The sequence below is a fragment of the Pseudomonas sp. Nvir genome, from assembly GCF_963778085.1.
Classification (GTDB): domain Bacteria; phylum Pseudomonadota; class Gammaproteobacteria; order Pseudomonadales; family Pseudomonadaceae; genus Aquipseudomonas; species Aquipseudomonas juntendi.
In genome coordinates this window covers 5,573,881-5,596,286 of record NZ_OY970405.1, presented here as the reverse complement: position 1 = coordinate 5,596,286, position 22,406 = coordinate 5,573,881, and the positions used below count along the sequence as shown (strand labels likewise).

General features: G+C 64.0%; 18 protein-coding genes. 11 read left to right on the top strand and 7 right to left on the bottom strand.

What is annotated here, in order from left to right:
• Positions 1-386: 386 nt before the first annotated feature.
• Complete coding sequence (gene rpiA / locus AACG97_RS26695; RefSeq protein WP_029887812.1) at positions 387-1,061, bottom strand: ribose-5-phosphate isomerase RpiA; 675 nt, start codon at positions 1,059-1,061, stop codon at positions 387-389.
• Between the two features lie 133 nt (positions 1,062-1,194).
• Between rpiA and ilvA the strand changes: the two genes are divergently transcribed.
• The 4 genes from ilvA (at position 1,195) to ptsP (ending at position 6,108) form a co-directional block, all read left to right on the top strand.
• Positions 1,195-2,709 (top strand): threonine ammonia-lyase, biosynthetic, encoded by a 1,515-nt coding sequence (gene ilvA, locus AACG97_RS26690; RefSeq protein WP_197886608.1) that lies wholly within the window; start codon positions 1,195-1,197, stop codon positions 2,707-2,709.
• Between the two features lie 43 nt (positions 2,710-2,752).
• The gene (locus tag AACG97_RS26685; protein WP_009685080.1) at positions 2,753-3,178 is read left to right on the top strand and encodes a DUF2269 domain-containing protein; all 426 of its coding nucleotides are present in this window, start codon (positions 2,753-2,755) and stop codon (positions 3,176-3,178) included.
• A 148-nt stretch (positions 3,179-3,326) separates the two neighbouring features.
• A complete protein-coding gene (locus AACG97_RS26680; RefSeq protein WP_003249017.1) occupies positions 3,327-3,806 on the top strand; it encodes an RNA pyrophosphohydrolase in 480 nt (159 codons plus the stop codon).
• 22 nt (positions 3,807-3,828) lie between these two features.
• A complete protein-coding gene (gene ptsP, locus AACG97_RS26675; RefSeq protein WP_009685081.1) occupies positions 3,829-6,108 on the top strand; it encodes a phosphoenolpyruvate--protein phosphotransferase in 2,280 nt (759 codons plus the stop codon).
• A 61-nt stretch (positions 6,109-6,169) separates the two neighbouring features.
• Here ptsP and AACG97_RS26670 read toward each other — a convergent pair whose 3' ends face one another.
• The gene (locus tag AACG97_RS26670) at positions 6,170-6,916 is read right to left on the bottom strand and encodes an NRDE family protein (protein WP_054882075.1); all 747 of its coding nucleotides are present in this window, start codon (positions 6,914-6,916) and stop codon (positions 6,170-6,172) included.
• A 129-nt stretch (positions 6,917-7,045) separates the two neighbouring features.
• Between AACG97_RS26670 and AACG97_RS26665 the strand changes: the two genes are divergently transcribed.
• The 3 genes from AACG97_RS26665 to AACG97_RS26655 are packed head-to-tail and all read left to right on the top strand — an operon-like array spanning position 7,046 to position 9,674.
• Complete coding sequence (locus tag AACG97_RS26665) at positions 7,046-7,828, top strand: sulfite exporter TauE/SafE family protein (protein ID WP_054882076.1); 783 nt, start codon at positions 7,046-7,048, stop codon at positions 7,826-7,828.
• Positions 7,829-7,844: 16 nt separating this feature from the next.
• Positions 7,845-8,651: a prolipoprotein diacylglyceryl transferase gene (gene lgt, locus AACG97_RS26660; RefSeq protein WP_009685084.1), complete on the top strand. Its 807-nt coding sequence runs from the start codon at positions 7,845-7,847 to the stop codon at positions 8,649-8,651.
• Between the two features lie 51 nt (positions 8,652-8,702).
• Entirely contained in the window at positions 8,703-9,674 is a 972-nt protein-coding gene (locus AACG97_RS26655) for a thymidylate synthase (RefSeq protein WP_029887260.1), read from the top strand.
• A 192-nt stretch (positions 9,675-9,866) separates the two neighbouring features.
• On the opposite strand, the gene cadR is transcribed toward AACG97_RS26655, so the two are convergent.
• Entirely contained in the window at positions 9,867-10,310 is a 444-nt protein-coding gene (gene cadR / locus AACG97_RS26650; protein WP_029887259.1) for a cadmium resistance transcriptional regulator CadR, read from the bottom strand.
• A gap of 82 nt (positions 10,311-10,392) precedes the next feature.
• On the opposite strand from cadR, the gene AACG97_RS26645 reads away from it, so the two are divergent.
• Positions 10,393-12,621, top strand: coding sequence for a heavy metal translocating P-type ATPase (locus AACG97_RS26645; RefSeq protein ID WP_232555054.1), 2,229 nt, complete (start codon positions 10,393-10,395; stop codon positions 12,619-12,621).
• Positions 12,622-12,665: 44 nt separating this feature from the next.
• Here AACG97_RS26645 and AACG97_RS26640 read toward each other — a convergent pair whose 3' ends face one another.
• Together AACG97_RS26640 and AACG97_RS26635 are read right to left on the bottom strand one after the other, a co-directional pair.
• A complete protein-coding gene (locus AACG97_RS26640) occupies positions 12,666-14,030 on the bottom strand; it encodes a GTPase/DUF3482 domain-containing protein (protein ID WP_197886574.1) in 1,365 nt (454 codons plus the stop codon).
• A complete protein-coding gene (locus AACG97_RS26635) occupies positions 14,023-15,414 on the bottom strand; it encodes a DUF2868 domain-containing protein (RefSeq protein WP_009685090.1) in 1,392 nt (463 codons plus the stop codon). Before AACG97_RS26635 ends, AACG97_RS26640 begins: the two co-directional genes overlap by 8 nt.
• Positions 15,415-15,468: 54 nt before the next feature.
• Here AACG97_RS26635 and AACG97_RS26630 point away from each other — a divergent pair, with 54 nt between their 5' ends.
• Together AACG97_RS26630 and AACG97_RS26625 are read left to right on the top strand one after the other, a co-directional pair.
• The gene (locus AACG97_RS26630; RefSeq protein ID WP_029887255.1) at positions 15,469-15,984 is read left to right on the top strand and encodes a dihydrofolate reductase; all 516 of its coding nucleotides are present in this window, start codon (positions 15,469-15,471) and stop codon (positions 15,982-15,984) included.
• Between the two features lie 405 nt (positions 15,985-16,389).
• Entirely contained in the window at positions 16,390-17,385 is a 996-nt protein-coding gene (locus AACG97_RS26625; RefSeq protein ID WP_029887815.1) for an IS110 family transposase, read from the top strand.
• Positions 17,386-17,651: 266 nt separating this feature from the next.
• Here AACG97_RS26625 and AACG97_RS26620 read toward each other — a convergent pair whose 3' ends face one another.
• Positions 17,652-19,043, bottom strand: a complete 1,392-nt coding sequence (locus AACG97_RS26620) for an L-cystine transporter (protein WP_232555192.1) — start codon at positions 19,041-19,043, stop codon at positions 17,652-17,654.
• Between the two features lie 244 nt (positions 19,044-19,287).
• Here AACG97_RS26620 and AACG97_RS26615 point away from each other — a divergent pair, with 244 nt between their 5' ends.
• Complete coding sequence (locus AACG97_RS26615) at positions 19,288-20,343, top strand: phosphorylcholine phosphatase (protein ID WP_009683364.1); 1,056 nt, start codon at positions 19,288-19,290, stop codon at positions 20,341-20,343.
• A gap of 174 nt (positions 20,344-20,517) precedes the next feature.
• Here the strand turns inward: AACG97_RS26615 and ilvD are convergent, their stop codons facing one another.
• Positions 20,518-22,359, bottom strand: a complete 1,842-nt coding sequence (gene ilvD, locus AACG97_RS26610) for a dihydroxy-acid dehydratase (RefSeq protein ID WP_009683363.1) — start codon at positions 22,357-22,359, stop codon at positions 20,518-20,520.
• Between the last annotated feature and the right edge of the window lie 47 nt (positions 22,360-22,406).

Here is a 22,406-nt window from a genome sequence, read left to right as displayed (position 1 = left end):
CAGGGCTGGCAGGTGTTTGCCACAAGGTATGCAGCGCCTGTTAGAGCGAGCGCCGCCCGCGCGGCGCATCGCGAGCTGCGCTCGCTCCTACGTTTGTTTCGGGCCAATTATTCCTGTGGGATTTGCGCGCGAACGCCTTGGCGCATGCCTCAAAATCGCGTCGTACGAACAAGGCGGCCGCGCGCATCTGGCACAGGGGTTACTGGCCCGAAACAAACGTAGGAGCGAGCGCAGCTCGCGATGCGCCGCGCGGGCGGCGCTCAATCTCACAGGCACTGAAGATGCAGCGGCTACCCTTGCCAGGAACCATAGAATCTCCCACAGATAGCTCGCCAGCTCCAGGCCAGTGGCGATCGCTGTAGGAGCGGGTTTACCCGCGAAGCGGTTTAATTGGCCGTCAGGGTCTTCACACCTTCGGCAGTACCCAGCAACAGCAGGTCCGCCGGCCGCGCCGCGAACAGGCCGTTGGTCACCACGCCAACAATGGCGTTGATCTGTGCTTCCAGCTCCACCGGGTTGGTGATCTGCAGGTTGTACACATCGAGGATCACATTGCCGTTGTCGGTCACCACACCCTCGCGGTACACCGGGTCGCCGCCCAGCTTGACCAGTTGGCGGGCCACGTGGCTGCGGGCCATCGGGATCACCTCGACCGGCAGTGGGAACGCGCCCAGCACCGGCACCAGCTTGCTGGCATCGGCGATGCAGATGAAGGTCTTGGCCACTGCTGCAACGATCTTCTCACGGGTCAGGGCTGCGCCGCCGCCCTTGATCAGGTTCAGGTGTGCGTCGCTTTCATCGGCGCCGTCCACGTAGAACTCCAGCTCGCTGACGCTGTTCAGTTCGTACACCGCAATACCATGCCCCTTCAGGCGCTGGGCCGTGGCCTCGGAGCTGGCGACGGCACCGTCGAAGGCGGTCTTGTGCTGAGCCAGGGCATCGATGAAGAAGTTGGCGGTCGAACCGGTACCGACGCCGACGACGCTCTTGTCATCCAGCTTGGGCAGAATGAAGTCGACAGCGGCCTGGGCGACGGCCTGTTTGAGTTGGTCCTGGGTCATGCGGGCTCCGGAAGGGGCAGGGCGGTTTCAAAGTTGCCTAGTATAACGGCTCGCACGGCTTTGCTGTGGTCGCCCGACGTAGCGCTGGGGTAGACTTCCAGCCCTTGTCCCGCGGCCCAGTGATGCTTTCCCGATGCTCGAACAGTACGTCAAGAAGATCCTCACCTCGCGCGTCTATGACGTTGCCGTCGAAACCCCGTTGCAGAGCGCCGGGCAACTGAGCAAGCGCCTGGGCAACCAGATTCTGCTCAAGCGCGAAGACCTGCAGCCGGTGTTCTCGTTCAAGATCCGCGGGGCGTACAACAAGCTGGCCCAGCTGACCCCGGAAGAACTGGCGCGCGGCGTGGTCACTGCCTCGGCCGGCAACCACGCCCAGGGCCTGGCCCTGGCCGCGCGCGAAATGGGCATCAAGGCCACCATCGTGATGCCCAAGACCACCCCGGAGATCAAGGTCGAAGGCGTGCGCTCGCGTGGCGGCAAGGTGGTGCTGCATGGCGACTCGTTCCCCGAGGCGCTGGCTTATTCGCTGAAGCTGGTCGATGAAAAGGGCCTGGTCTATGTCCACCCTTACGATGACCCGCACACCATCGCCGGGCAGGGCACCGTGGCCATGGAAATCCTGCGCCAGCACCCTGGCCAGCTGGACGCGATCTTCGTGCCGGTGGGCGGCGGTGGCCTGATCGCCGGTATTGCCGCCTACGTGAAGTACCTGCGCCCGGAAATCAAGGTCATTGGTGTAGAACCGGATGACTCCAACTGCCTGCAGGCGGCCATGGCCGCGGGTGAGCGCGTGGTGCTGCCGCAGGTCGGGCTGTTCGCCGACGGCGTGGCGGTGGCGCAGATCGGCCAGCACACCTTCGATATCTGCCGCCACCATGTGGATGAAGTGGTCACGGTCAGCACCGATGAAATCTGTGCCGCAATCAAGGATATCTACGACGATACCCGCTCGATCACCGAGCCTGCCGGCGCGTTGGGTGTGGCGGGCATCAAGCGTTATGTCGAACTGTACGGCGTGACCGGCCAGACCCTGGTGGCAATCGACTCCGGCGCCAATGTCAATTTCGACCGCTTGCGCCATGTGGCCGAGCGTGCCGAACTGGGTGAAAAGCGCGAGGCGATCATCGCCGTTACCATTCCTGAACGCCCGGGCAGCTTCAAGGCGTTCTGCCAGGCGATTGGCAAACGCCAGATCACCGAGTTCAACTACCGCAAGCACACCTCGGACGAGGCGCATATCTTCGTGGGCGTGCAGACCCACCCGGAAATCGACCCGCGCGCAGCCCTGGTGCAGCATTTGAGCGAGCAGGGCTTCCCGGTAACGGACCTGACCGACAACGAGCTGGCCAAGTTGCACATTCGTCATATGGTCGGCGGCCACTCGGCCGGTGCCAGCGATGAAATGGTGCTGCGCTTCGAGTTCCCGGAACGGCCGGGGGCGCTGTTCAATTTCCTCGACAAGCTGGGTGGGCGCTGGAATATCTCGATGTTCCACTACCGTAACCACGGCGCGGCAGACGGGCGTGTGGTGGCGGGCCTGCAGGTGCCAGAAGACGAGCGCCACCTGGTGCCAGCGGCACTGGCCAAGATTGGTTACCCCTACTGGGACGAAACCGAGAATCCGGCTTACAAGCTGTTCCTGGGCTGAGCAGCTAAGCTGGGCCTAAGGCCTGCTCAAGGACAACGCACACATGGAACATCTGACCACCCTGAAAACACTGCACATCATCGCCACTGCACTCCTGCTGCTGGGTGCCCTGGGCCTGGCGGTGTGGACCGTGCGCGCCCGCCGCCAGGGCGATGCGCAGGCCTATGCCAAGCTGCTGCGCCGGCCGCTGGTGTTCGTGTGGCTGGTAATGGTGCTGTGCCTGGTAAGCATGCCGTTCACCGGCTGGTGGCTGGTGCACCTGGTCGGTTGGCCGCTGGGGCAGACCTGGGTGCTGGCGTCCAGCGTCATCTATACGCTTGGTGCGTTTGCCGTGTGGTGGCTGCTGGTGCGGCTGAACCGTCTGCGCAAGGCCGAGCCGGTAGGGTTGCGCTTCACCTTGGCGCTGGCGGTGTTCAGTGGCGTCTGCCTGCTGTCCATCGCCGGGCTGATGGGCGCCAAGCCAGTCTGACGCAGCAGCGGCCAACGCTTGCCTGCATCACCTTGCCTTCACCGAACAAGGAGTTTTCACGCCGCGGCACATAAGCGTGGCGGGCGCGTTGCTGCGCTCGCAAGCTTTGTGGAACAATGCGGTGACATGCGTTTGCGAGGTTGCTGCCGTGATCGACCCGGATGGTTTTCGCCCCAATGTCGGGATCATTCTCACGAATGATGCCGGGCAGGTGCTATGGGCTCGACGGATCAACCAGGATGCCTGGCAATTTCCCCAGGGTGGAATCAACCCTGACGAAACGCCGGAAGATGCCCTGTACCGCGAGCTGAACGAAGAAGTTGGCCTTGAACGCGATGATGTGGAAATTCTTGCCTGCACCCGTGGCTGGTTGCGTTATCGTTTACCGCAGCGCCTGGTGCGGACCCACAGCCAGCCGCTGTGCATCGGCCAGAAGCAGAAGTGGTTCCTGCTGCGCCTGGTCAGCAACGAACAACGGGTAAGAATGGACCTCACCGGCAAGCCGGAGTTCGACGGCTGGCGTTGGGTGAGCTATTGGTACCCGCTGGGCCAGGTTGTGACATTCAAGCGCGAGGTATACCGGCGCGCCCTGAAAGAGCTAGCACCGCGTCTTCTGACGCGCGACTGACGACGGAGTTCGACCCCGAGCCATGCTCAATACGCTGCGCAAGATCGTCCAGGAAGTAAACTCCGCCAAAGATCTCAAGTCGGCGTTGGGGATCATTGTCTTGCGCGTCAAGGAGGCCATGGGCAGCCAGGTCTGCTCGGTGTACCTGCTTGACCCGGAAACCAATCGCTTCGTGCTGATGGCCACCGAAGGCCTGAACAAACGCTCCATCGGCAAGGTCAGCATGGCGCCCAACGAAGGCCTGGTCGGCCTGGTCGGTACCCGCGAAGAGCCGCTGAACCTGGAAAACGCCGCCGACCACCCGCGTTACCGCTACTTTGCCGAAACTGGCGAAGAGCGATTCGCCTCGTTCCTCGGGGCACCGATCATTCACCACCGCCGCGTGGTCGGGGTGCTGGTCATCCAGCAGAAGGAGCGCCGCCAGTTCGACGAGGGCGAAGAAGCGTTCCTGGTCACCATGAGCGCCCAGCTTGCCGGGGTTATCGCCCACGCCGAGGCCACCGGCTCGATCCGTGGCCTGGGCCGGCAGGGCAAGGGCATCCAGGAAGCGCGTTTCGTCGGCGTGCCTGGCTCGCCAGGCGCTGCCGTAGGGCGTGCCGTGGTCATGTTGCCGCCTGCCGACCTCGAAGTGGTGCCCGACAAGGCCGTCGATGACATCGACGCCGAGCTCAAGCTGTTCGAAAACGCCCTTGAAGGCGTGCGCGAAGACATGCGCAAGCTGTCGGCCAAACTGGCGACGCAGCTGCGCCCGGAAGAGCGCGCTCTTTTCGATGTGTACCTGATGATGCTCGAAGACGCAGCGCTGGGCGGCGAGGTGACCGCGGTCATCAAGACCGGCCAGTGGGCCCAGGGCGCCCTGCGCCAGGTGGTCGGCGAGCACGTCAACCGTTTCGAGCTGATGGACGACGACTACCTGCGCGAGCGTGCCTCCGACGTGAAGGACCTGGGCCGGCGTTTGCTGGCCTACCTGCAAGAGGCCCGCTCGCAGTCGCTGGTCTACGCCGACAACACCATCCTGGTCAGTGAAGAGCTGACCCCGGCAATGCTCGGCGAAGTGCCGGAAGGCAAGCTGGTTGGCCTGGTGTCGGTCTTGGGGTCGGGCAACTCCCACGTTGCCATCCTGGCCCGTGCCATGGGTATCCCCACGGTAATGGGCCTGGTCGACCTGCCTTACTCCAAGGTCGACGGCATCGAGCTGATCGTCGACGGTTACAAGGGCGAGGTGTTCACCAACCCGAGCGAAGTGCTGCGCAAGCAGTACAGCGACGTGGTCGAGGAAGAGCGCCAGTTGGCCCAGGGCCTGGATGCCCTGCGCGAGCTGCCCTGCATCACCCCTGACGGCCACCGCATGCCGTTGTGGGTCAATACCGGCCTGCTGGCCGATGTGGCTCGGGCCCAGCAACGCGGTGCCGAAGGGGTGGGCCTGTACCGCACCGAAGTGCCGTTCATGATCAACCAGCGCTTCCCCAGCGAAAAAGAGCAGCTGGCCATCTACCGTGAGCAATTGGCGGCCTTCCACCCACTGCCGGTGACCATGCGCACCCTCGACATTGGTGGCGACAAGGCGCTGTCGTATTTCCCGATCAAAGAAGACAACCCGTTCCTCGGCTGGCGCGGCATCCGTGTGACCCTCGACCACCCGGAAATCTTCCTGGTGCAGACCCGCGCCATGCTCAAAGCCAGCGAGGGCCTGAACAACCTGCGCATCCTGCTGCCGATGATTTCCGGTATTCACGAGCTGGAAGAGGCGCTGCACCTGATTCACCGGGCCTGGGGCGAGGTGCGCGACGAAGGCACCGACGTGCCGATGCCGCCGGTTGGCGTCATGGTGGAGATCCCTGCGGCGGTGTACCAGACCAAGGAGCTGGCGCGGCAGGTGGATTTCCTGTCGGTCGGTTCCAACGACCTCACCCAGTACCTGCTGGCCGTGGACCGCAACAACCCACGGGTCGCCGACCTGTACGACTACTTGCACCCGGCGGTGCTGCAGGCGCTGAATACCGTGGTGCGTGATGCCCATGGCGAGGGCAAACCGGTCAGCATCTGCGGCGAGATGGCGGGTGACCCCGCGGCAGCGATCCTGTTGATGGCGATGGGCTTCGACAGCCTGTCGATGAACGCCACCAACCTGCCCAAGGTGAAGTGGATGCTGCGCCAGGTGAACATGGGCAAGGCCAAGGAGCTGCTCGTCGAAGCCTTGAGCCACGACAACCCGCAAGTTATCCACAGCTCGTTGCAGCTGGCGCTGAAAAACCTGGGGCTGGCGCGGATGATCGGGCCTGGGGCCAATAAAACCCTGTAAGGGGGGGGGTTGCCTGTTCGGGCCTCTTCGCGGGCACGCCCGCTCCCACGAAAGGCGCTGTTCAGACCGACAGCTCAACCTCCCCCAAGTGCCCACCAAACGGCCCGAAACTGCGCTCGATCAGGCGCCTTCTGCCCTGATCATCCACAATCAGCACAGTACTCGCGCGTGTCCCATAACTCTGGCTGGCAATAAACACACTCGACAGCAGCTTCTCGGTCGCCATGCCCACGCCGGTGTCCGGTAGCTCCCCGTCAGCTGCAGGCTCGCCATCGGCCAGCAGCGCCAGCAACTGTGGTGGCTCCGGCGTTTCCAGCAACCTCTGCAGCCCGCTTCGCGCCTTCACCAGCTTTGGCCATGGGGTATCCAGCCCGGCATTGGACAGCCCGTACACCCCGGCTTCCAGCAGGCGCGGCGCCACGTCTGGGCCATGCAGGTAACCCAGCTGGCGCCCATCACCCACCAGCAGGTTGAACCCCGAATACTGCCCGCTACGGCTGGCCACCTCGTCCAGGTAAGCCTCAACCCCCAGCTCACCCCGTAGATACCCCGCCACCAGCTCGCCGCGCGAGCGGGGCCCCTGCGCCTGCCGCGGGTCACGGATATTGGTCAGCGCCGCAAAGCGCCCCTGTGGGCCCACGCCCAGCCAGGTGCCACCGGCCTCCAGGTCCCGCCCGGCATGCACCCCGGGCGCATCCTCCCAGGCCGCCAGGGCCTGGGCAGGGCGGGCGTAGAATTCGTCGCGGTTGGCCGCGACGATCAGCGGCAGGGCGTGCCCCGGCCGCCAGGCGAATACGATCAGGCACATCGGTCAGGCCTCTGTGTTTTCTGCCACTGTACCCACAGCTGCGGGCAGGATCCATCCTGACACAGACTTCACTAGAGCCTCGAACCCGGCTTCCGTTACCATGCCTGATTGATTTCTCGGGGATGCCGAATGGAATTCGTGCTCTATCTGCTATTGGGCGCCTGTGCCGGCGTGCTGGCGGGGCTGTTCGGCGTGGGCGGCGGCATCATCATCGTGCCGGTGCTGGTGTTCAGCTTCACCCTGCAGGGTTTTGACGCCTCGGTACTGACCCACCTGGCGGTGGGTACGTCGTTGGCGACCATCGTGTTCACCTCGATCAATGCCGTGCTCGAACACCACCGCAAGGGTGCGGTGCAATGGCCGATATTCGCCTGGATGACCCTGGGCATCCTCCTGGGGGCCGGGGTCGGCGCCAAGACCGCCTCGCTGATCCAGGGCCCGCTCCTGCAGAAGATCATTGGTGTCTTCGCACTGGTCATCGCCGCGCAAATGGCCCTGGACCTCAAGCCCAAGGCCAGCCATGGTGTGCCTGGCAAGCCTGTGCTGGTTGGCGCGGGTGGGGTGATCGGTTGGGCCTCGGCCATTTTCGGCATTGGGGGTGGCTCGCTGACCGTCCCTTTCCTGACCTCGCGCAGCCTGCCCATGCAACAGGCAGTGGCCACATCTTCTGCCTGCGGCCTGCCGATCGCCATGGCCAGTGCCTTGAGCTTCATGCTGCTAGGTTGGCATGAGCAGCACTTGCCGCCCCACAGCCTGGGTTACGTGTACCTGCCGGCGCTGGTCGGCATTGCCGTGACCAGCATGTTTTTCGCCCGCTTTGGCGCGCGCCTGGCGCACAAGCTGTCGCCGCGCCTGTTGAAACGCCTGTTCGCAGCCCTGCTGTTCTGTGTTGGCCTCAGCTTTTTGATTTGAATCGAGAGGAAGTTCCATGCTGCCTTACCCGCAGATAGACCCCGTGGCCGTGGCCATTGGCCCGCTGAAAATTCACTGGTACGGCCTGATGTACCTGATCGGCATCGGTGGCGCCTGGTTGCTGGCCTCGCGTCGGCTGAACCGTTTCGACCCGACCTGGACCCGTGAAAAGCTCTCCGACCTGGTGTTCTGGCTGTCGATGGGGGTAATCGTCGGTGGCCGCCTGGGCTACGTGCTGTTCTACGACCTGCACGCCTACCTGGCCAACCCGACCTTGATCTTCGAGGTGTGGAAGGGTGGCATGTCGTTCCACGGCGGCTTCATTGGGGTGATGCTGGCAGCCCTGTGGTTCGGCAAGCGCAACAACAAGTCGTTCTTCGAGCTGATGGACTTCGTCGCGCCGCTGGTGCCGATCGGCCTGGGCGCCGGGCGTATCGGCAACTTCATCAACGCCGAATTGTGGGGCAAGCCGACCGACGTGCCGTGGGCGATGATCTTCCCGCCCTTCAGCGACCCCGCGCAACTGCCGCGCCACCCGTCGCAGCTCTATCAATTTGCGCTGGAAGGCGTGGCTCTGTTCGTGATCCTCTGGCTGTTCTCGCGCAAGCCGCGGCCGACCATGGCCGTGTCCGGCATGTTCGCGCTGTTCTACGGCATTTTCCGTTTCATCGTCGAGTTCGTTCGCGTACCGGACGCCCAGCTGGGCTATCTGGCGTGGGGCTGGCTGACCATGGGTCAGATTCTCTGCGTGCCGATGATCCTCGCTGGCCTCGGCCTGATCTGGTGGGCTTATAATCGCAAGCCCACGGCGAATCCCGCCTGATTAATCCCACGGCAGGGGCGATCCCCCTGCCGTATCTGCTACAGGTAAGCCATGAAACAGTATCTGGACCTGGTCCGCGACGTTATCGAAAACGGCACGCTGCAGGGCAACCGCACCGGCATCCGCACCATCAGCCTGCCGGGTGCAATGCTGCGTTTCGACCTGCAGAAGGGCTTCCCGGCCATTACCACGCGCAAGCTGGCGTTCAAGTCGGCGATCGGCGAGATGGTCGGCTTTCTGCGTGGCGTGAAGAACGCCGGTGAGTTCCGCGAGCTGGGCTGCAAGGTGTGGGACCAGAATGCCAACGAAAACGCCCAGTGGTTGGCCAACCCGTTCCGCCAGGGCCATGATGACCTGGGTGAAATCTATGGCGTGCAGTGGCGCCAGTGGCCTGGCTACAAGCGCATCCCGCTGGGCAACCCTGCCGCTATCGCCATGGCCGAGCAGGCGGGCTTCCGCCGTATCGCCCAGGACGAGGAAGACGGTGTCGCCTTCGTCATCCTGTACAAGGCTATCGATCAGGTGCGCCAGTGCCTGGACACCATCGCCAACGACCCGGGCAGCCGGCGCATCCTGTTCCACGGCTGGAACTGCGCGCAGCTCGACGAGATGGCGCTGCCGCCGTGCCACCTGCTGTACCAGTTCCATCCGAATGTCGAGACCAGGGAAATTTCCCTGACGCTCTACATCCGTTCCAACGACCTGGGCCTGGGGACACCGTTCAACCTTACCGAAGGTGCGGCGCTGCTGGCCCTGTTCGGCCGCCTGACCGGGTACACCCCGCGCTGGTTCACCTACTTTATCGGCGATGCCCACGTGTATGAAAACCACCTGGACATGCTCAACGAGCAGCTCAAGCGCGAGCCGCTGGAAGCGCCGAAGCTGGTGATCAGTGACCGGGTGCCGGCGTTTGCCGAAACGGGCAAGTACGAACCCGAGTGGCTGGAGAAGATCGAGCCGAGTGATTTCTGGCTGGAAGGCTATGAGCATCATGCGCCGATGACAGCGCCGATGGCGGTGTAGGTCCTGGGATGGCCGGGGGGCGCTTTGCGCCCCTTTCGCGACACAAGGCCGCTCCTACATCAGCAGCGTGAGCTTGAAGCCAGCACCCTAACCTGTGGGAGAGCGCGCGCCCGCGAAGCAGGCGACGCGGTGGCTGGCACCGGCTTTGCCGGTGTTCGCGGCTGAAGCCGCTCCTACGGGAGATCGTGTTCCTCAATGCCCGTGGCTGCGGCCCACGTGCGAATGCTCGGTTTCCGGCACCGTTACCGCACCATTCGTCTCCAGTTGCTGCAAGATCGCGCATTCTGCCCCCTGTGCGCTGCAGCGCCGGCGCAGTTCTATCAACTGCGCCTGCAACGCTACCAGCCCGTCGATGCGCGCCTGCACATGCTCGATATGCTCGTCGATCAGCGCGTTGACGCTGCCGCACGCGTCAGCCGGGCTGTCGCGCAGGCTTAGCAGGCTGCGGATTTCATCGAGGGTCATGTCCAGCGTGCGGCAATTGCGGATGAACGTCAGCCGCTCGACATGCGCCTGGGTGTAGAGGCGGTAGTTGCCGTCGCTGCGCGCAGGTGCGGGCAGCAGGTTTTCCCGCTCGTAGTAGCGGATGGTTTCCACCGCGCAGTCAGTGGCTTTGGCCAGTTCACCGATCTTCATTACCAAATTCCCCGCTAATGGCTTGACCCTATAGTGGCTACAGGGTGTTCACTTGGCAACAGGCTCACTTTAAGGACCCCCCATGAACCAGCCTGTCAGCCACGAACACAAGCACGGTCATCACCACGATCATGCCCATGAGCACAGCTGCTGCAGTGCCGAAGCTGCGCCGGCGCTGGTGCAGTTGAGCGAGCAGGCCAGTGGCCACGCGCGCCTCAGCCGCTTCCGCATCGATGCCATGGACTGCCCCACCGAGCAGACCTTGATCCAGGACAAGCTCGGCAAGCTGGCTGGCGTCGAGCAATTGGAATTCAACCTGATCAACCGCGTGCTTGGCGTGCGCCACACCCTGGGTGGTACCGCCGAAATCGAGCGGGCTATCGACAGCCTGGGCATGAAAGCCGAGCCGCTGGGCGCCGATGACGACGGCAGCGCCAGCGCATCGGCACCGGCGAAAACCCGTTGGTGGCCGCTGGCGTTGGCGGGTACTGCGGCAATCGCCGCGGAAATCGTGCACTTTTCTGCGCTTGCGCCGGAGTGGGTGGTGGCCGCGCTGGCACTCGCAGCCATACTCGGCTGCGGTCTGGGCACCTACAAAAAGGGCTGGATCGCCCTGAAAAACCGCAACCTCAACATCAACGCACTGATGAGCATCGCCGTCACGGGTGCGGTATTGATCGGGCAGTGGCCGGAGGCAGCCATGGTGATGGTGCTGTTCACCATCGCCGAGCTGATCGAAGCCCGCTCGCTGGACCGTGCGCGCAATGCCATCAGCGGCCTGATGCAACTGACGCCGGACATGGCGACGGTGCAGCAAGCCGATGGCCAGTGGCGTGAAGTGCCAGTGCGTGAGGTAGCCATCGGTGCACAGGTGCGGGTGCGCCCTGGCGAGCGCATTGGCCTGGACGGTGAAGTGACCAGCGGGCAATCCAGCGTCGATCAGGCGCCGATCACCGGCGAAAGCCTGCCCGTGGAGAAGGCGGTCGGCGACAAGTTGTTTGCCGGCACCATCAACCAGGCAGGGGCGCTGGAGTTTCGCGTGACCGCTGCTGCCGGGCAGTCGACCCTGGCCCGGATCATCAAGGCTGTGGAGCAGGCGCAAGGGGCACGGGCGCCGACCCAGCGCTTCGTCGACCGCTTCTCGCGCATCTACACCCCGGTGGTGTTCGCCATCGCCTTGGCCGTGGCGGTGGTGCCGCCGCTGTTCATGGCCGGTGCCTGGTTCGACTGGGTGTACCGCGCCTTGGTGCTGCTGGTGGTGGCGTGCCCGTGCGCCCTGGTGATCTCCACCCCGGTGACCATCGTCAGCGGCCTGGCCGCCGCTGCGCGCAAGGGTATGCTGGTCAAGGGGGGCATCTACCTGGAAGGCGGCCGCCACCTGGACTTCCTGGCCCTGGACAAGACCGGCACCATCACCCATGGCAAACCTGCCCAGACCGACGCCGAGGTGCTGGCGCCGCTGTTCGAAGGCCGCGCCCAGGCCTTGGCCGCCAGCCTGGGCGAGCGTTCGGACCACCCGGTGTCGCGAGCCATCGCCCAGTTCGGCAGGCAGCAAGGCCTGGCCTTGAGCGAGGTCGACGACTTTGTCGCCCTGGCCGGGCGGGGCGTGCGTGGCACCATCGACGGCCAGGTCTACCACTTGGGCAATCACCGCCTGGTCGAGGAACTGGGGCTGTGTTCGCCCGAGTTGGAGGCCCGCCTGGATGGGCTGGAGCGCCAGGGCAAGACAGTGGTCCTGCTACTCGACCCCAGCGGCCCGCTGGCGCTGTTTGCAGTGGCCGACACGGTCAAGGAAAGCAGCCGTCAGGCGATTGCCGAACTGCATGAGCTGGGCATCAAGACGGTGATGCTGACCGGTGACAACCCGCACACCGCCCAGGCCATTGCCGCCGTGGTAGGCATCGACCGCGCCGAGGGCAACCTGCTGCCGGCCGACAAACTGCAAAGCATTGAAGCCTTGTACGCCCAGGGCCACCGGGTGGGTATGGTCGGTGACGGCATCAACGATGCGCCGGCACTGGCCCGTGCCGAGATCGGTTTCGCCATGGCCGCGGCCGGCACCGATACCGCCATCGAAACCGCCGATGTGGCGCTGATGGACGATGACTTGCGGAAAATCCCGGCCTTCGTTCGGTTGTCGCGGCAAAGCGGGGCGATCCTGCTGCAGAACATCGTTCTGGCGCTGGGCATCAAGGGCATATTCCTGGCGATCACCTTTGCCGGCATGGCCACCCTGTGGATGGCGGTATTTGCCGACATGGGCGTGAGCCTTCTGGTGGTGTTCAACGGTTTGCGCCTGCTGCGCAAATAAAGGCCTGCCTGGTGCGTATGGGGCGGTTCAGGCTCGCCGCCCGTTCAAAACTGAGACACCAGCGCCTCCAGCTGTTCTTGGCGCTCGGCCTGGTTCAGCTTCGCCCCCGGGTTTAGGGTGGACCACTGTGGATGCGCCCGCGCCCTGACCAGTGCCTCTGGCAGCTTGCCCTCACGCCAGGCCTTTTCATCCAGCTCACCCAGCCTGATGCTGTCCTGCGCTGCATGCCCGCGGCTGTCCAGGGCCACCATCAACTGCTGCTGACGCAAGGCCAGCAAGCGCAACACCGTATCGTCCACGGTCAACTCGCGCTTGCCCTTGAGTTTGCCCAGCAAGCGCGCGCCATAGTTGCGCGCCGTCTGCAACACACCGCCGGCCAGCGCCCCGGCCAGGGCCGCTGCCCCCAGGGTAAGCCCGCCAACCAGCAAGTCGACTCCGGCACCTGCCGCTGCGCCGGCGGCTACGCCGCTGCCCAGGCGTACGCCCAGCAGCTTCAAGGTTTCGGGGTTGAACAGGTCATCGCCCCAGCGCCCATCCAGCAGCGGTAGGTCGCTGGCGTGGGCATCGTCGCGGCGGAAGGCATACAGCTTGAGCAGGGCTTCGACACACCGTTGCTCACGCTGACGAATATCCTGGCGCAGCGCTTCGATGGCCCGGGCTTCGGCCGCCGGTTCGGCATCGACGCTGCGCCGGCAGGCAGCGCAGTCCAGCAGCAGTTCGGCAATCAGGCGCTTGCCGCTGTGCTGGCGGGCCAGGCGTTGGGCCTGCTGGTCGTCGATCAGCCGTTGCAAGGCCGGGCGGGCGCTTTCCAGCAGCAGGGCCAGGCTTTCGTACAGGCGGCGTTCGCCGTCCTCGGGTGGGGCTACGCTGTCGAACCGTACCAACGCGTGAAGGCCAAGCCGGGCAAGGGCTTCGCGCCATTGCGCCTCGCGGTGCTGGTGGCTGGCGACAAAGTTGAGCACCGGCAACAGTGGCTTGCCGCAACTGGCCAGCACCTCCAGTTCGTCGCGGTACTTGGCCAGCACTGGCTCGCGGGCATCGATCACATACAAGCCGGCGTCGCTGGCCAGCAACTGGCGCAGCACCTTGGCTTCCTGCTCGAAACGCTGGCGCGCTTCGCTGCCTTGCAGGAACCGCTCGAGGCGGGCAGGGCCGTCCAGGCGCTCGCCCGGGCGCTCCAGCCGCTCCAGGTAGTCGAGCAAGGCGATGGCGTCCTCCAACCCTGGCGTGTCGTAAAGCTCCAGTAACGGTTCGCCGTCCACCGACAGCCGCGCGCCTTCGACATGGCGAGTGGTGCTGGGGCGGTGGGACACCTCGCCGAAGCCCACGTCGCGGGTCAGGGTGCGCAGCAGCGAGGTCTTGCCAACGTTGGTGTGGCCGACCACGGCCAATTTCAGCGGCTCAGTCATGGCCATGCTCCAGCCAGGTCAGCGGTGAGGTGTCGGCATAGGGCAGGCCCAGCCGCTCGAGGGCTTCATGCCAGTCGCCCAGGCGCCGAGCGTCCAGCGCCTGGCCGGGTGCTGCCTGCAGCAGCCAGACCCTTGTGGCGCCAGCATTGCGTGCCAGGTCGGCGAGCAGCGCCAGGCTGCCGCGGTCGGGCGAGCGGCGCGGGTCACAGGCGATGGCCAGGCGTGCCGGCGGAAAGCGGCTGAGTTGCTCGAGCAGGCGGTTGCGCGACTCGCGGCTGTCGAGCACGCCGGCATCGGTCACGCTTGGGGGCAGGCGGGGTGGCCAGGGCTGCTGGTCGTCCAGTTCCAGGCCCACCAGCAGGGCGCCGCTGCTGGCGCTTTGCAACTGCTCGGCGGCGAACCCTGGCAACGCCTCGGGGGCCGCGTCCTGCACGCCGATGCGCTCGCTGCGCGGCATCAGCGCTTCGCGCAGTTGGGCGTAACCCGGCAGGCTCAGGTCCAGGGTCAGGCGCTGGCGGCCCTGGCGCCAGCGCCACAGGCACAACCCGGCCAGCAGAGCGCGGGGCAACAGGCCATATACCAGCACCACGCCGAGCAGCCAGCTGGCCCAGGCCTGGCGCGCCACGTCGAGGGCCGGCTGGCTGTCGCCACTTGCGCGGATCATGGCCTCGTCGGGCACGGCAAAGCCCAGCAGCGAAGGCAGCGCGCCCAGCGCCTGGGTGAGTTGGATGAACGGGTCGGCGGCGAGCAGGGTGGTTTCCCACACGAAGCCATAGCGACGGGTGGCCAGTAGAGCCAGCAGCATGCCCAGCGCGCAGAGCATCGCCAGCAGCCACAGGCTGTGTACCAGCAGGCCTAGCAGCCAGCGGTTGAGGCGCTGGCGCTGCAGCAGTACCAGCAGTGCCGGGCCCAGGTGCGCGGCCTTGGCATCGCGGGCGAAGCGCTCACTCAGCCATAGCCACAAACGGCCCAACCCCGCCCCGTGTTCGCCACTGAGGGCAAAACCAATGGCCCAGCCCAGCAGCGTCAGCAGGTTCAGCCCCAACAGGCTGCCCAACGCCCAGAAGACGTTGACCGGGCGCTGGCCGTCGCCAAGCGCCGCCAGGGCCAGGCCGGCGCCGCTGAGCACGGCTAGCAGCAGCAGGGCCAGCACCGCCAGGCGCGCGCCCTGTTTCCAGTGGCGCAGGGCCGTGGCCATGCCGTCGCGTTCGGCCAGGAACAGCGCCCGGCTTTCGATGCGCGCCGCCAAGTCGCCGCCGCGCTGGCGCGCATGACGGTTGGCGGCCTGGTCTTCCAGCAGGCCGGCGTGTTCCTCGCGCAGGCGGACCGCTTCGGTCAGCCAGCGTTTGTCCAGTGGAGTCGGTGCGGTCACAAGGTCTTCCATTGCACAGGTCAGGGCAGAAGCATAACCCACACGCCCGGTGCTATCCTCGCTGGCATGAATACATCACTCCCCCTCAGCCTGATCGCGGCTCACGCCGAGAACCGTGTGATCGGCATCGACAACTCCATGCCCTGGCATCTGCCGGGGGACTTCAAGTACTTCAAGGCCACCACCCTGGGCAAGCCGATCATCATGGGGCGCAAGACCTGGGACTCACTGGGCCGGCCGCTGCCCGGGCGGTTGAATATCGTGGTCAGCCGGCAGCCTGGGCTGCAGCTGCAAGGCGCCGAAGTCTTCGGCTCGCTGGAGCAGGCGCTGGTGCGGGCCGAACAGTGGGCGCGCGAAAAAGGCGTCGATGAGCTGATGCTGATTGGCGGGGCGCAGCTCTATGGGCAGGCGCTGGAGAAAGGGCTGGTCAGCCGGATGTACCTGACGCGGGTGGAATTGGCGCCGGAAGGGGATGCCTGGTTTCCCGAGTTCGACCAGGGGCAGTGGAAGCTGGTGTCGAGCGAGGCACAGGGTGAAGAAGGCAAGCCTGGGTATCACTTCGAGGTTTGGGACAGGGTTTGAGATTTCTGGGGGCCGCTTGGCGGCCCATCGCGGGCAAGCCAGCTCCCACAGGGATTGCATCAGGGCTGACAGGTGGTCGCCACAAGATATGCAGTGCCTGTGAGATCGAGCGCCGCCCGCGCGGCGCATCGCGAGCTGCGCTCGCTCCTTGTATGTTGTGACTGGCCTGGCGGGAGAAGTTATTCTCGTCAGGCTGAAGAAGCACTTCCGGGGAGGCCGATCGCTCCTGAAGGCAGGGTTTGCCCCTGACCTTGTACGTAGAGAGGCCCCCCGCCTCATTGCCCACCACGAAGAGTATCGAGAAGCCGACAAGTCGGACTTCGCATTACAAGGTTGCAGCGGCATGAAGTTCGAGGTCGGGGAACCGGAGGCCATTGTTACCTAATTCGCTTGGGAGAGGGAAGAATGAGTGTCTGGGTTGGCCTCGATATCGGCTCACGGACTTCGGTCGTTGGGGTGCGTAAAGATGGCCGCACTGCCGGTCAGTGGGATATCGCTCAAACCCCTGCCGGTCGCAAGGCTGCGGTGAAAAAGCTGCAGGCGCTCAAGCCTACGTCGATCGTGATGGAGGCGACCGGGATCTATTACCTGGACTTGGCCATTGAGCTGCACGCTGCTGACCTACCTGTTTCCGTGATCAACCCCAAGAGCTTCCACAACTTCGCCAAACTGATGCTGGTGAACAGCAAGACTGACGCAATAGATGCTCAGCTGCTGTCCGAGTACGGGGAGCGTATGACCCCGCGTTTGTGGACACCTCCAAGCACTGTACAGCTTGAACTCAGAGGCCTTGGCCGGCACATCAATCGTTTGGTGGGACACCGTATCAGGGCGAAGAACGAGCTGCATGCATTGCAGGCGACCGCCACGACTGCCTCGATGTTGATCGAGGATCAAGAAGAAGAGATTGCTTCACTAAGTAATCGAATCGAGCGCTTTCGTAAGGCAGGGCGCGAGTTAATCGCCCAATGTCCAAGGCTAACTCGACAGTACGAGCAACTCCTCGCAGGCCCTGGGATTGGAGAGGTCTCGGCGCTGGCCGCCCTGGCTGAGCTGACCACGCTGCCCGAAACGCTCAAGTCCTCTCAGGTCGCTCGTCATGCTGGCCTTGATGTTCGACAGACACAGTCTGGAACAAGCATTGATAAACCTGGTCGGCTCGGCAAAAGCGGGAATGCCTATTTACGGGCAGCCATGTACATGCCTGCGCTGACGGCGGTGCGCTGCGATCCTTATGCGAAGGCTTTTTATGAGTCGCTGATCAGCAGGGGCAAGAAAAAAATGCAAGCGATCGCCGCTGTCATGCGCAAGTACCTGACAGGCATCTGGGCGTGCATGAGCGGAGATGAGCCATTTGATACGGCCAAGCTTTTCAGCTCTGAACACCTCAGAAAAGCTTGACCGCCAACAGAGTATCTACGTTTGTTTCGGGCCAGTAACCCCTGTGCCAGGTGCGCGCGACCGCCTTGTTTGTACCGCGCGATAATGAGGCATGCGCCAAGGCGTTCGCGCACAAATCCCACAGGCATAATTGGCCCGAAACAAACGTAGGAGCGAGCGCAGCTCGCGATGCGCCGCGCGGGCGGCGCTCGATCTCACAGGCGCCGCATATCTTGTGGCAAACACCTGTCAGCCCTGATGCAATCCCTGTGGGCCCCGGCAATCTGTCAGGTATGGCTCAGCTCGGCATGTTCATCGTCGGCCAGCACGTCCTTGTCGGTCTCTTTCAGCAACTGGCTGGTGACCACCCCGGCAGTCATCGAGCCATTCACGTTCAACGCTGTACGGCCCATGTCGATCAGCGGCTCGACCGAAATCAGCAACGCCACCAGTTCCACCGGCAAGCCCATGGCCGGCAACACGATCAGCGCGGCGAAGGTGGCGCCGCCGCCCACGCCGGCAACCCCTGCCGAACTCAGCGTGACGATGGCCACCAGGGTGGCGATCCACAGCGGGTCGAAGGTATCGATGCCTACCGCAGGCGCGACCATGACCGCCAGCATGGCGGGGTAGAGCCCCGCACAGCCGTTCTGGCCGATGGTGGTGCCGAACGAGGCGCTGAAGCTGGCAATCGACTGCGGCACGCCCAGGCGGCGGGTTTGCGCTTCGATGTTCAGCGGAATGCTGGCTGCGCTGGAGCGGCTGGTGAAGGCGAAGGTGAGTACCGGCCACACCTTGCGGAAGAAACGCAGCGGGCTGACGCCGGTGGCGGCGAGGATGATGCCGTGAACCACGAACATCAGCGCCAGGCCCAGGTAGGACACCACCACGAAGCTGCCCAGCTTGAGGATGTCTTCCATGTTCGAACTGGCTACCACCTTGGTCATCAGGGCCAGCACGCCATATGGGGTCAGTTTCATCACCACCCGCACCAGGCGCATGACCCAGGCTTGCAGGGTGTCGATGGCCGACAGCGCACGTGCGCCTTGCTCGGCGTCGTCCTTGATCAGTTGCAGGGCCGCCAGGCCGACGAACACGGCAAAAATCACCACGCTGATGATCGACGTCGGCTTGGCCCGCGCCAGGTCGCCTACCGGGTTGCTGGGAATGAACGACAACAGCAACTGGGGGATATTGAGGTCGGCGACCTTGCCTGCGTAGTCGCTGTGGATGACCTGCATGCGAGCGCTTTCCTGGGCGCCGGCCACCAGGCCCTCGGCGCTGAGGCCGAACAGGTTGGTCAGCACGATGCCGATCAACGCGGCAATGGCCGTGGTCAGCAGCAGGGTGCCGATGCTCAGCACGCTGATACGGCCCAGCGACGAGGCGTTGTGCAGGCGCGCGACGGCACTGAGGATCGAGGCGAAGATCAGCGGCATGACGATCATCTGCAACAGGCCCACATAGCCATTGCCGACCAGGTCAAGCCAGGCGATGGTGGCCTTGAGCACCGGGTGACCGGCGCCATACACGGTGTGCAGGGCCAGGCCGAAGAGTACCCCCAGCGCCAGGCCCAGCAAGCCCTTCTTGGCCAGGCTCCAGTCGGTGCGGCGGGTTTGTGCCAGACCCAGCAACAGGGCCAGGAATGCCAGCAGGTTGAGTGACAGCGGCAGATTCATTGAAGCTCCAGCAGAGAAAGCAAAGGGTGGCATCGCCTCTGTGAGCGATTGCGAACGGAAATGCTAACAGCCTGAAAACAAACGACTTTATACCCAAATGGAATGTGCATAGTCGTTTATGGAATAACGCCATGTCGCAAATTGCAATGAACACGGCGTTTACTGCTGCCTCAAGGTCGGTGTGGACTGCCGCCCATCGGCCGGGTTGCACTAGCGTTGGCAGATCATTTCAGGAGATTCGTACATGAAAGTCGCCGTGAAAGCTGCCGCTATTGGCTTGTCCCTGCTGTTCAGTATCGAAACCTTCGCCACCGAGCTCAAGCACTGGCCTGCCGATGCAGCCAGGCAGCTCGACAGCATGATCGCTGCCAATGCCAACAAAGGTAACTATGCTGTGTTCGACATGGACAACACCAGTTACCGCTATGACCTGGAAGAAGCCTTGCTGCCGTTCATGGAAAACAAAGGCTTGCTGAGCCGTGACAAGCTTGACCCGTCGCTGAAGCTGATACCGTTCAAGGACACCGCCGAGCACAAGGAAAGCCTGTTCAGCTACTACTACCGGTTGTGCGAAATCGACGACATGGTGTGCTACCCGTGGGTCGCCCAGGTGTTTTCCGGCTTCACCCTCAAGGAGTTGAAGGTGCAGGTGGACGAACTGATGGCTTCGACCCAGCCGATTCCCAGCACCTATTACGATGGCGACCAGGTGAAGGCGATCGACGTGCAGCCGCCGAAGGTATTCAAGGGCCAGGCCGAGCTGTACAACAAGCTGATGGAAAACGGCATTGAGGTCTATGTGGTTTCGGCCGCCTCTGAAGAGTTGGTGCGCATGGTCGCTTCGGACCCCAAATACGGCTACAACGTGAAGCCGCAGAATGTGATTGGCGTGAGCCTGCTGCTCAAGGACCGCGCCAATGGCCAGTTGACTACCGCGCGCAAGCAGATCAGTGCCGGGCACTACGACGCCAAAGCCAACGAAGGGCTGGAACTGACCCCGTACCTGTGGACCCCGGCCACCTGGATGGCGGGCAAGCAGGCGGCGATCCTGACTTACATCGATGAGTGGAAGAAGCCGGTGCTGGTGGGCGGCGACACGCCAACCAGTGATGGCTACATGCAGTTTCATGGGGTAGACGTCGGCAAGGGCGGTATCCACCTGTGGATCAACCGCAAGGCCAAGTACATGGACCAGTTGAACGGCATGATTGCCAAGCAGGCGGCGGCGCAGGCCAAGGAAGGGTTGCCGGTGACGGCGGACAAGAACTGGGTGATCGTGACGCCGGAGCAGATCCAGTAAGGCTTGTGTAGAGTGGGCCGGCCTTTTCGCGGGCTCGCTCGCTCCCACTTGCATTGCATGACTTTCAGATGCTGTGCGGTCCCTGTGGGAGCGGGCGAGCCCGCGAAGAGGCCGGTGCAGGCATAAAAAAACCGGCGCACAGTGCGCCGGTTTTCCTTTCATGCTTTCGAAGCCTTACAGCCCTTCGAGCATCGCCTTGTTACGCACAGCCCCCTTGTCGGCACTGGTTGCCAGCAACGCATAAGCCTTCAGTGCGGTGGTCACCTTGCGCGGGCGGACTTCAGCCGGTTTCCAGCCTTTCTTGTCCTGCTCTACTCGGCGCGCAGCCAGCTCTTCATCACTGACCAGCAGGTTGATCGAACGGTTGGGAATGTCGATCAGTACCTTGTCACCGTCGCGCACCAGGCCGATGGCGCCGCCTGCAGCAGCCTCCGGCGAAGCGTGGCCGATGGAAAGGCCCGAGGTGCCACCCGAGAAGCGGCCGTCGGTCAGCAGGGCGCAGGCCTTGCCCAGGCCTTTGGACTTCAGGTACGAGGTCGGGTAAAGCATTTCCTGCATGCCCGGGCCGCCTTTCGGGCCTTCGTAGCGGATGATCACGATATCGCCGGCCTTCACTTCGTCGGCGAGGATGCCGCGCACGGCACTGTCCTGGCTTTCGAAGATCTTCGCGGTACCCTCGAATACGTGGATCGACTCGTCGACACCGGCGGTCTTCACCACGCAACCATCGAGCGCGATGTTGCCGTAGAGCACGGCCAGGCCGCCTTCTTGCGAATAGGCGTGCTCGAAGCTGCGGATGCAGCCGTTCTCGCGGTCGTCATCCAGGGTTTCCCAGCGGGTCGACTGGCTGAACGCGGTCTGGGTCGGGATCCCGGCTGGGCCGGCCTTGAAGAAGGTGTGCACGGCTTCGTCGTCAGTCTGGGTGATGTCCCATTTGGCGATGGCTTCTTCCATGCTGCGGCTGTGCACGGTCGGCAGGTCGGTGTGCAGCAGGCCGCCACGCGCCAGCGAGCCGAGGATGCTGAAGATGCCGCCAGCGCGGTGCACGTCTTCCATGTGGTACTTCTGGATGTTGGGCGCCACTTTGCACAGCTGCGGCACTTTGCGCGACAGGCGGTCGATGTCGCGCAGGTCGAAGGCCACCTCGCCTTCCTGGGCCGCGGCCAGCAGGTGCAGGATGGTATTGGTCGAGCCGCCCATGGCGATGTCGAGCATCATGGCGTTCTCGAACGCCTTGAAGTTGGCGATGCTGCGTGGCAGTACCGACTCGTCGTTTTCGCCGTAGTAGCGTTTGCACAGTTCGACGATGGTGCGCCCGGCCGTCAGGAACAGCTGCTCGCGGTCCGAGTGGGTGGCCAGGGTCGAGCCGTTGCCCGGCAGGGCCAGGCCCAGGGCTTCGGTCAGGCAGTTCATCGAGTTGGCGGTGAACATGCCGGAGCACGAACCGCAGGTCGGGCAGGCGCTACGCTCGTACTCGGCGACTTTCTCGTCGGATGCGCTGGAGTCGGCGGCGATGACCATGGCGTCGACCAGGTCCAGGCCGTGGCTGGCCAGCTTGGTCTTGCCGGCTTCCATCGGGCCGCCCGAGACGAAGATCACCGGGATGTTCAGGCGCAGGGCGGCCATCAGCATGCCGGGGGTGATCTTGTCGCAGTTGGAGATGCACACGATGGCATCGGCGCAGTGGGCGTTGACCATGTATTCCACGGCGTCGGCAATGATCTCGCGGCTGGGCAGCGAGTACAGCATGCCGTCGTGGCCCATGGCGATGCCGTCGTCGACCGCGATGGTGTTGAATTCCTTGGCCACGCCACCGGCGCGTTCGATTTCGCGGGCGACCAGCTGGCCCAAGTCCTTCAGGTGCACGTGGCCCGGGACGAACTGGGTGAACGAGTTGGCGATGGCGATGATCGGTTTCTTGAAGTCTTCGTCCTTCATGCCGGTGGCGCGCCACAGGGCACGGGCGCCGGCCATGTTGCGGCCCTGGGTGGAAGTCTTGGAACGATAATCAGGCATGAAACACTCCTGGCGGCTTAATCAGGTCACAAAAAGGGGAGTGAGCT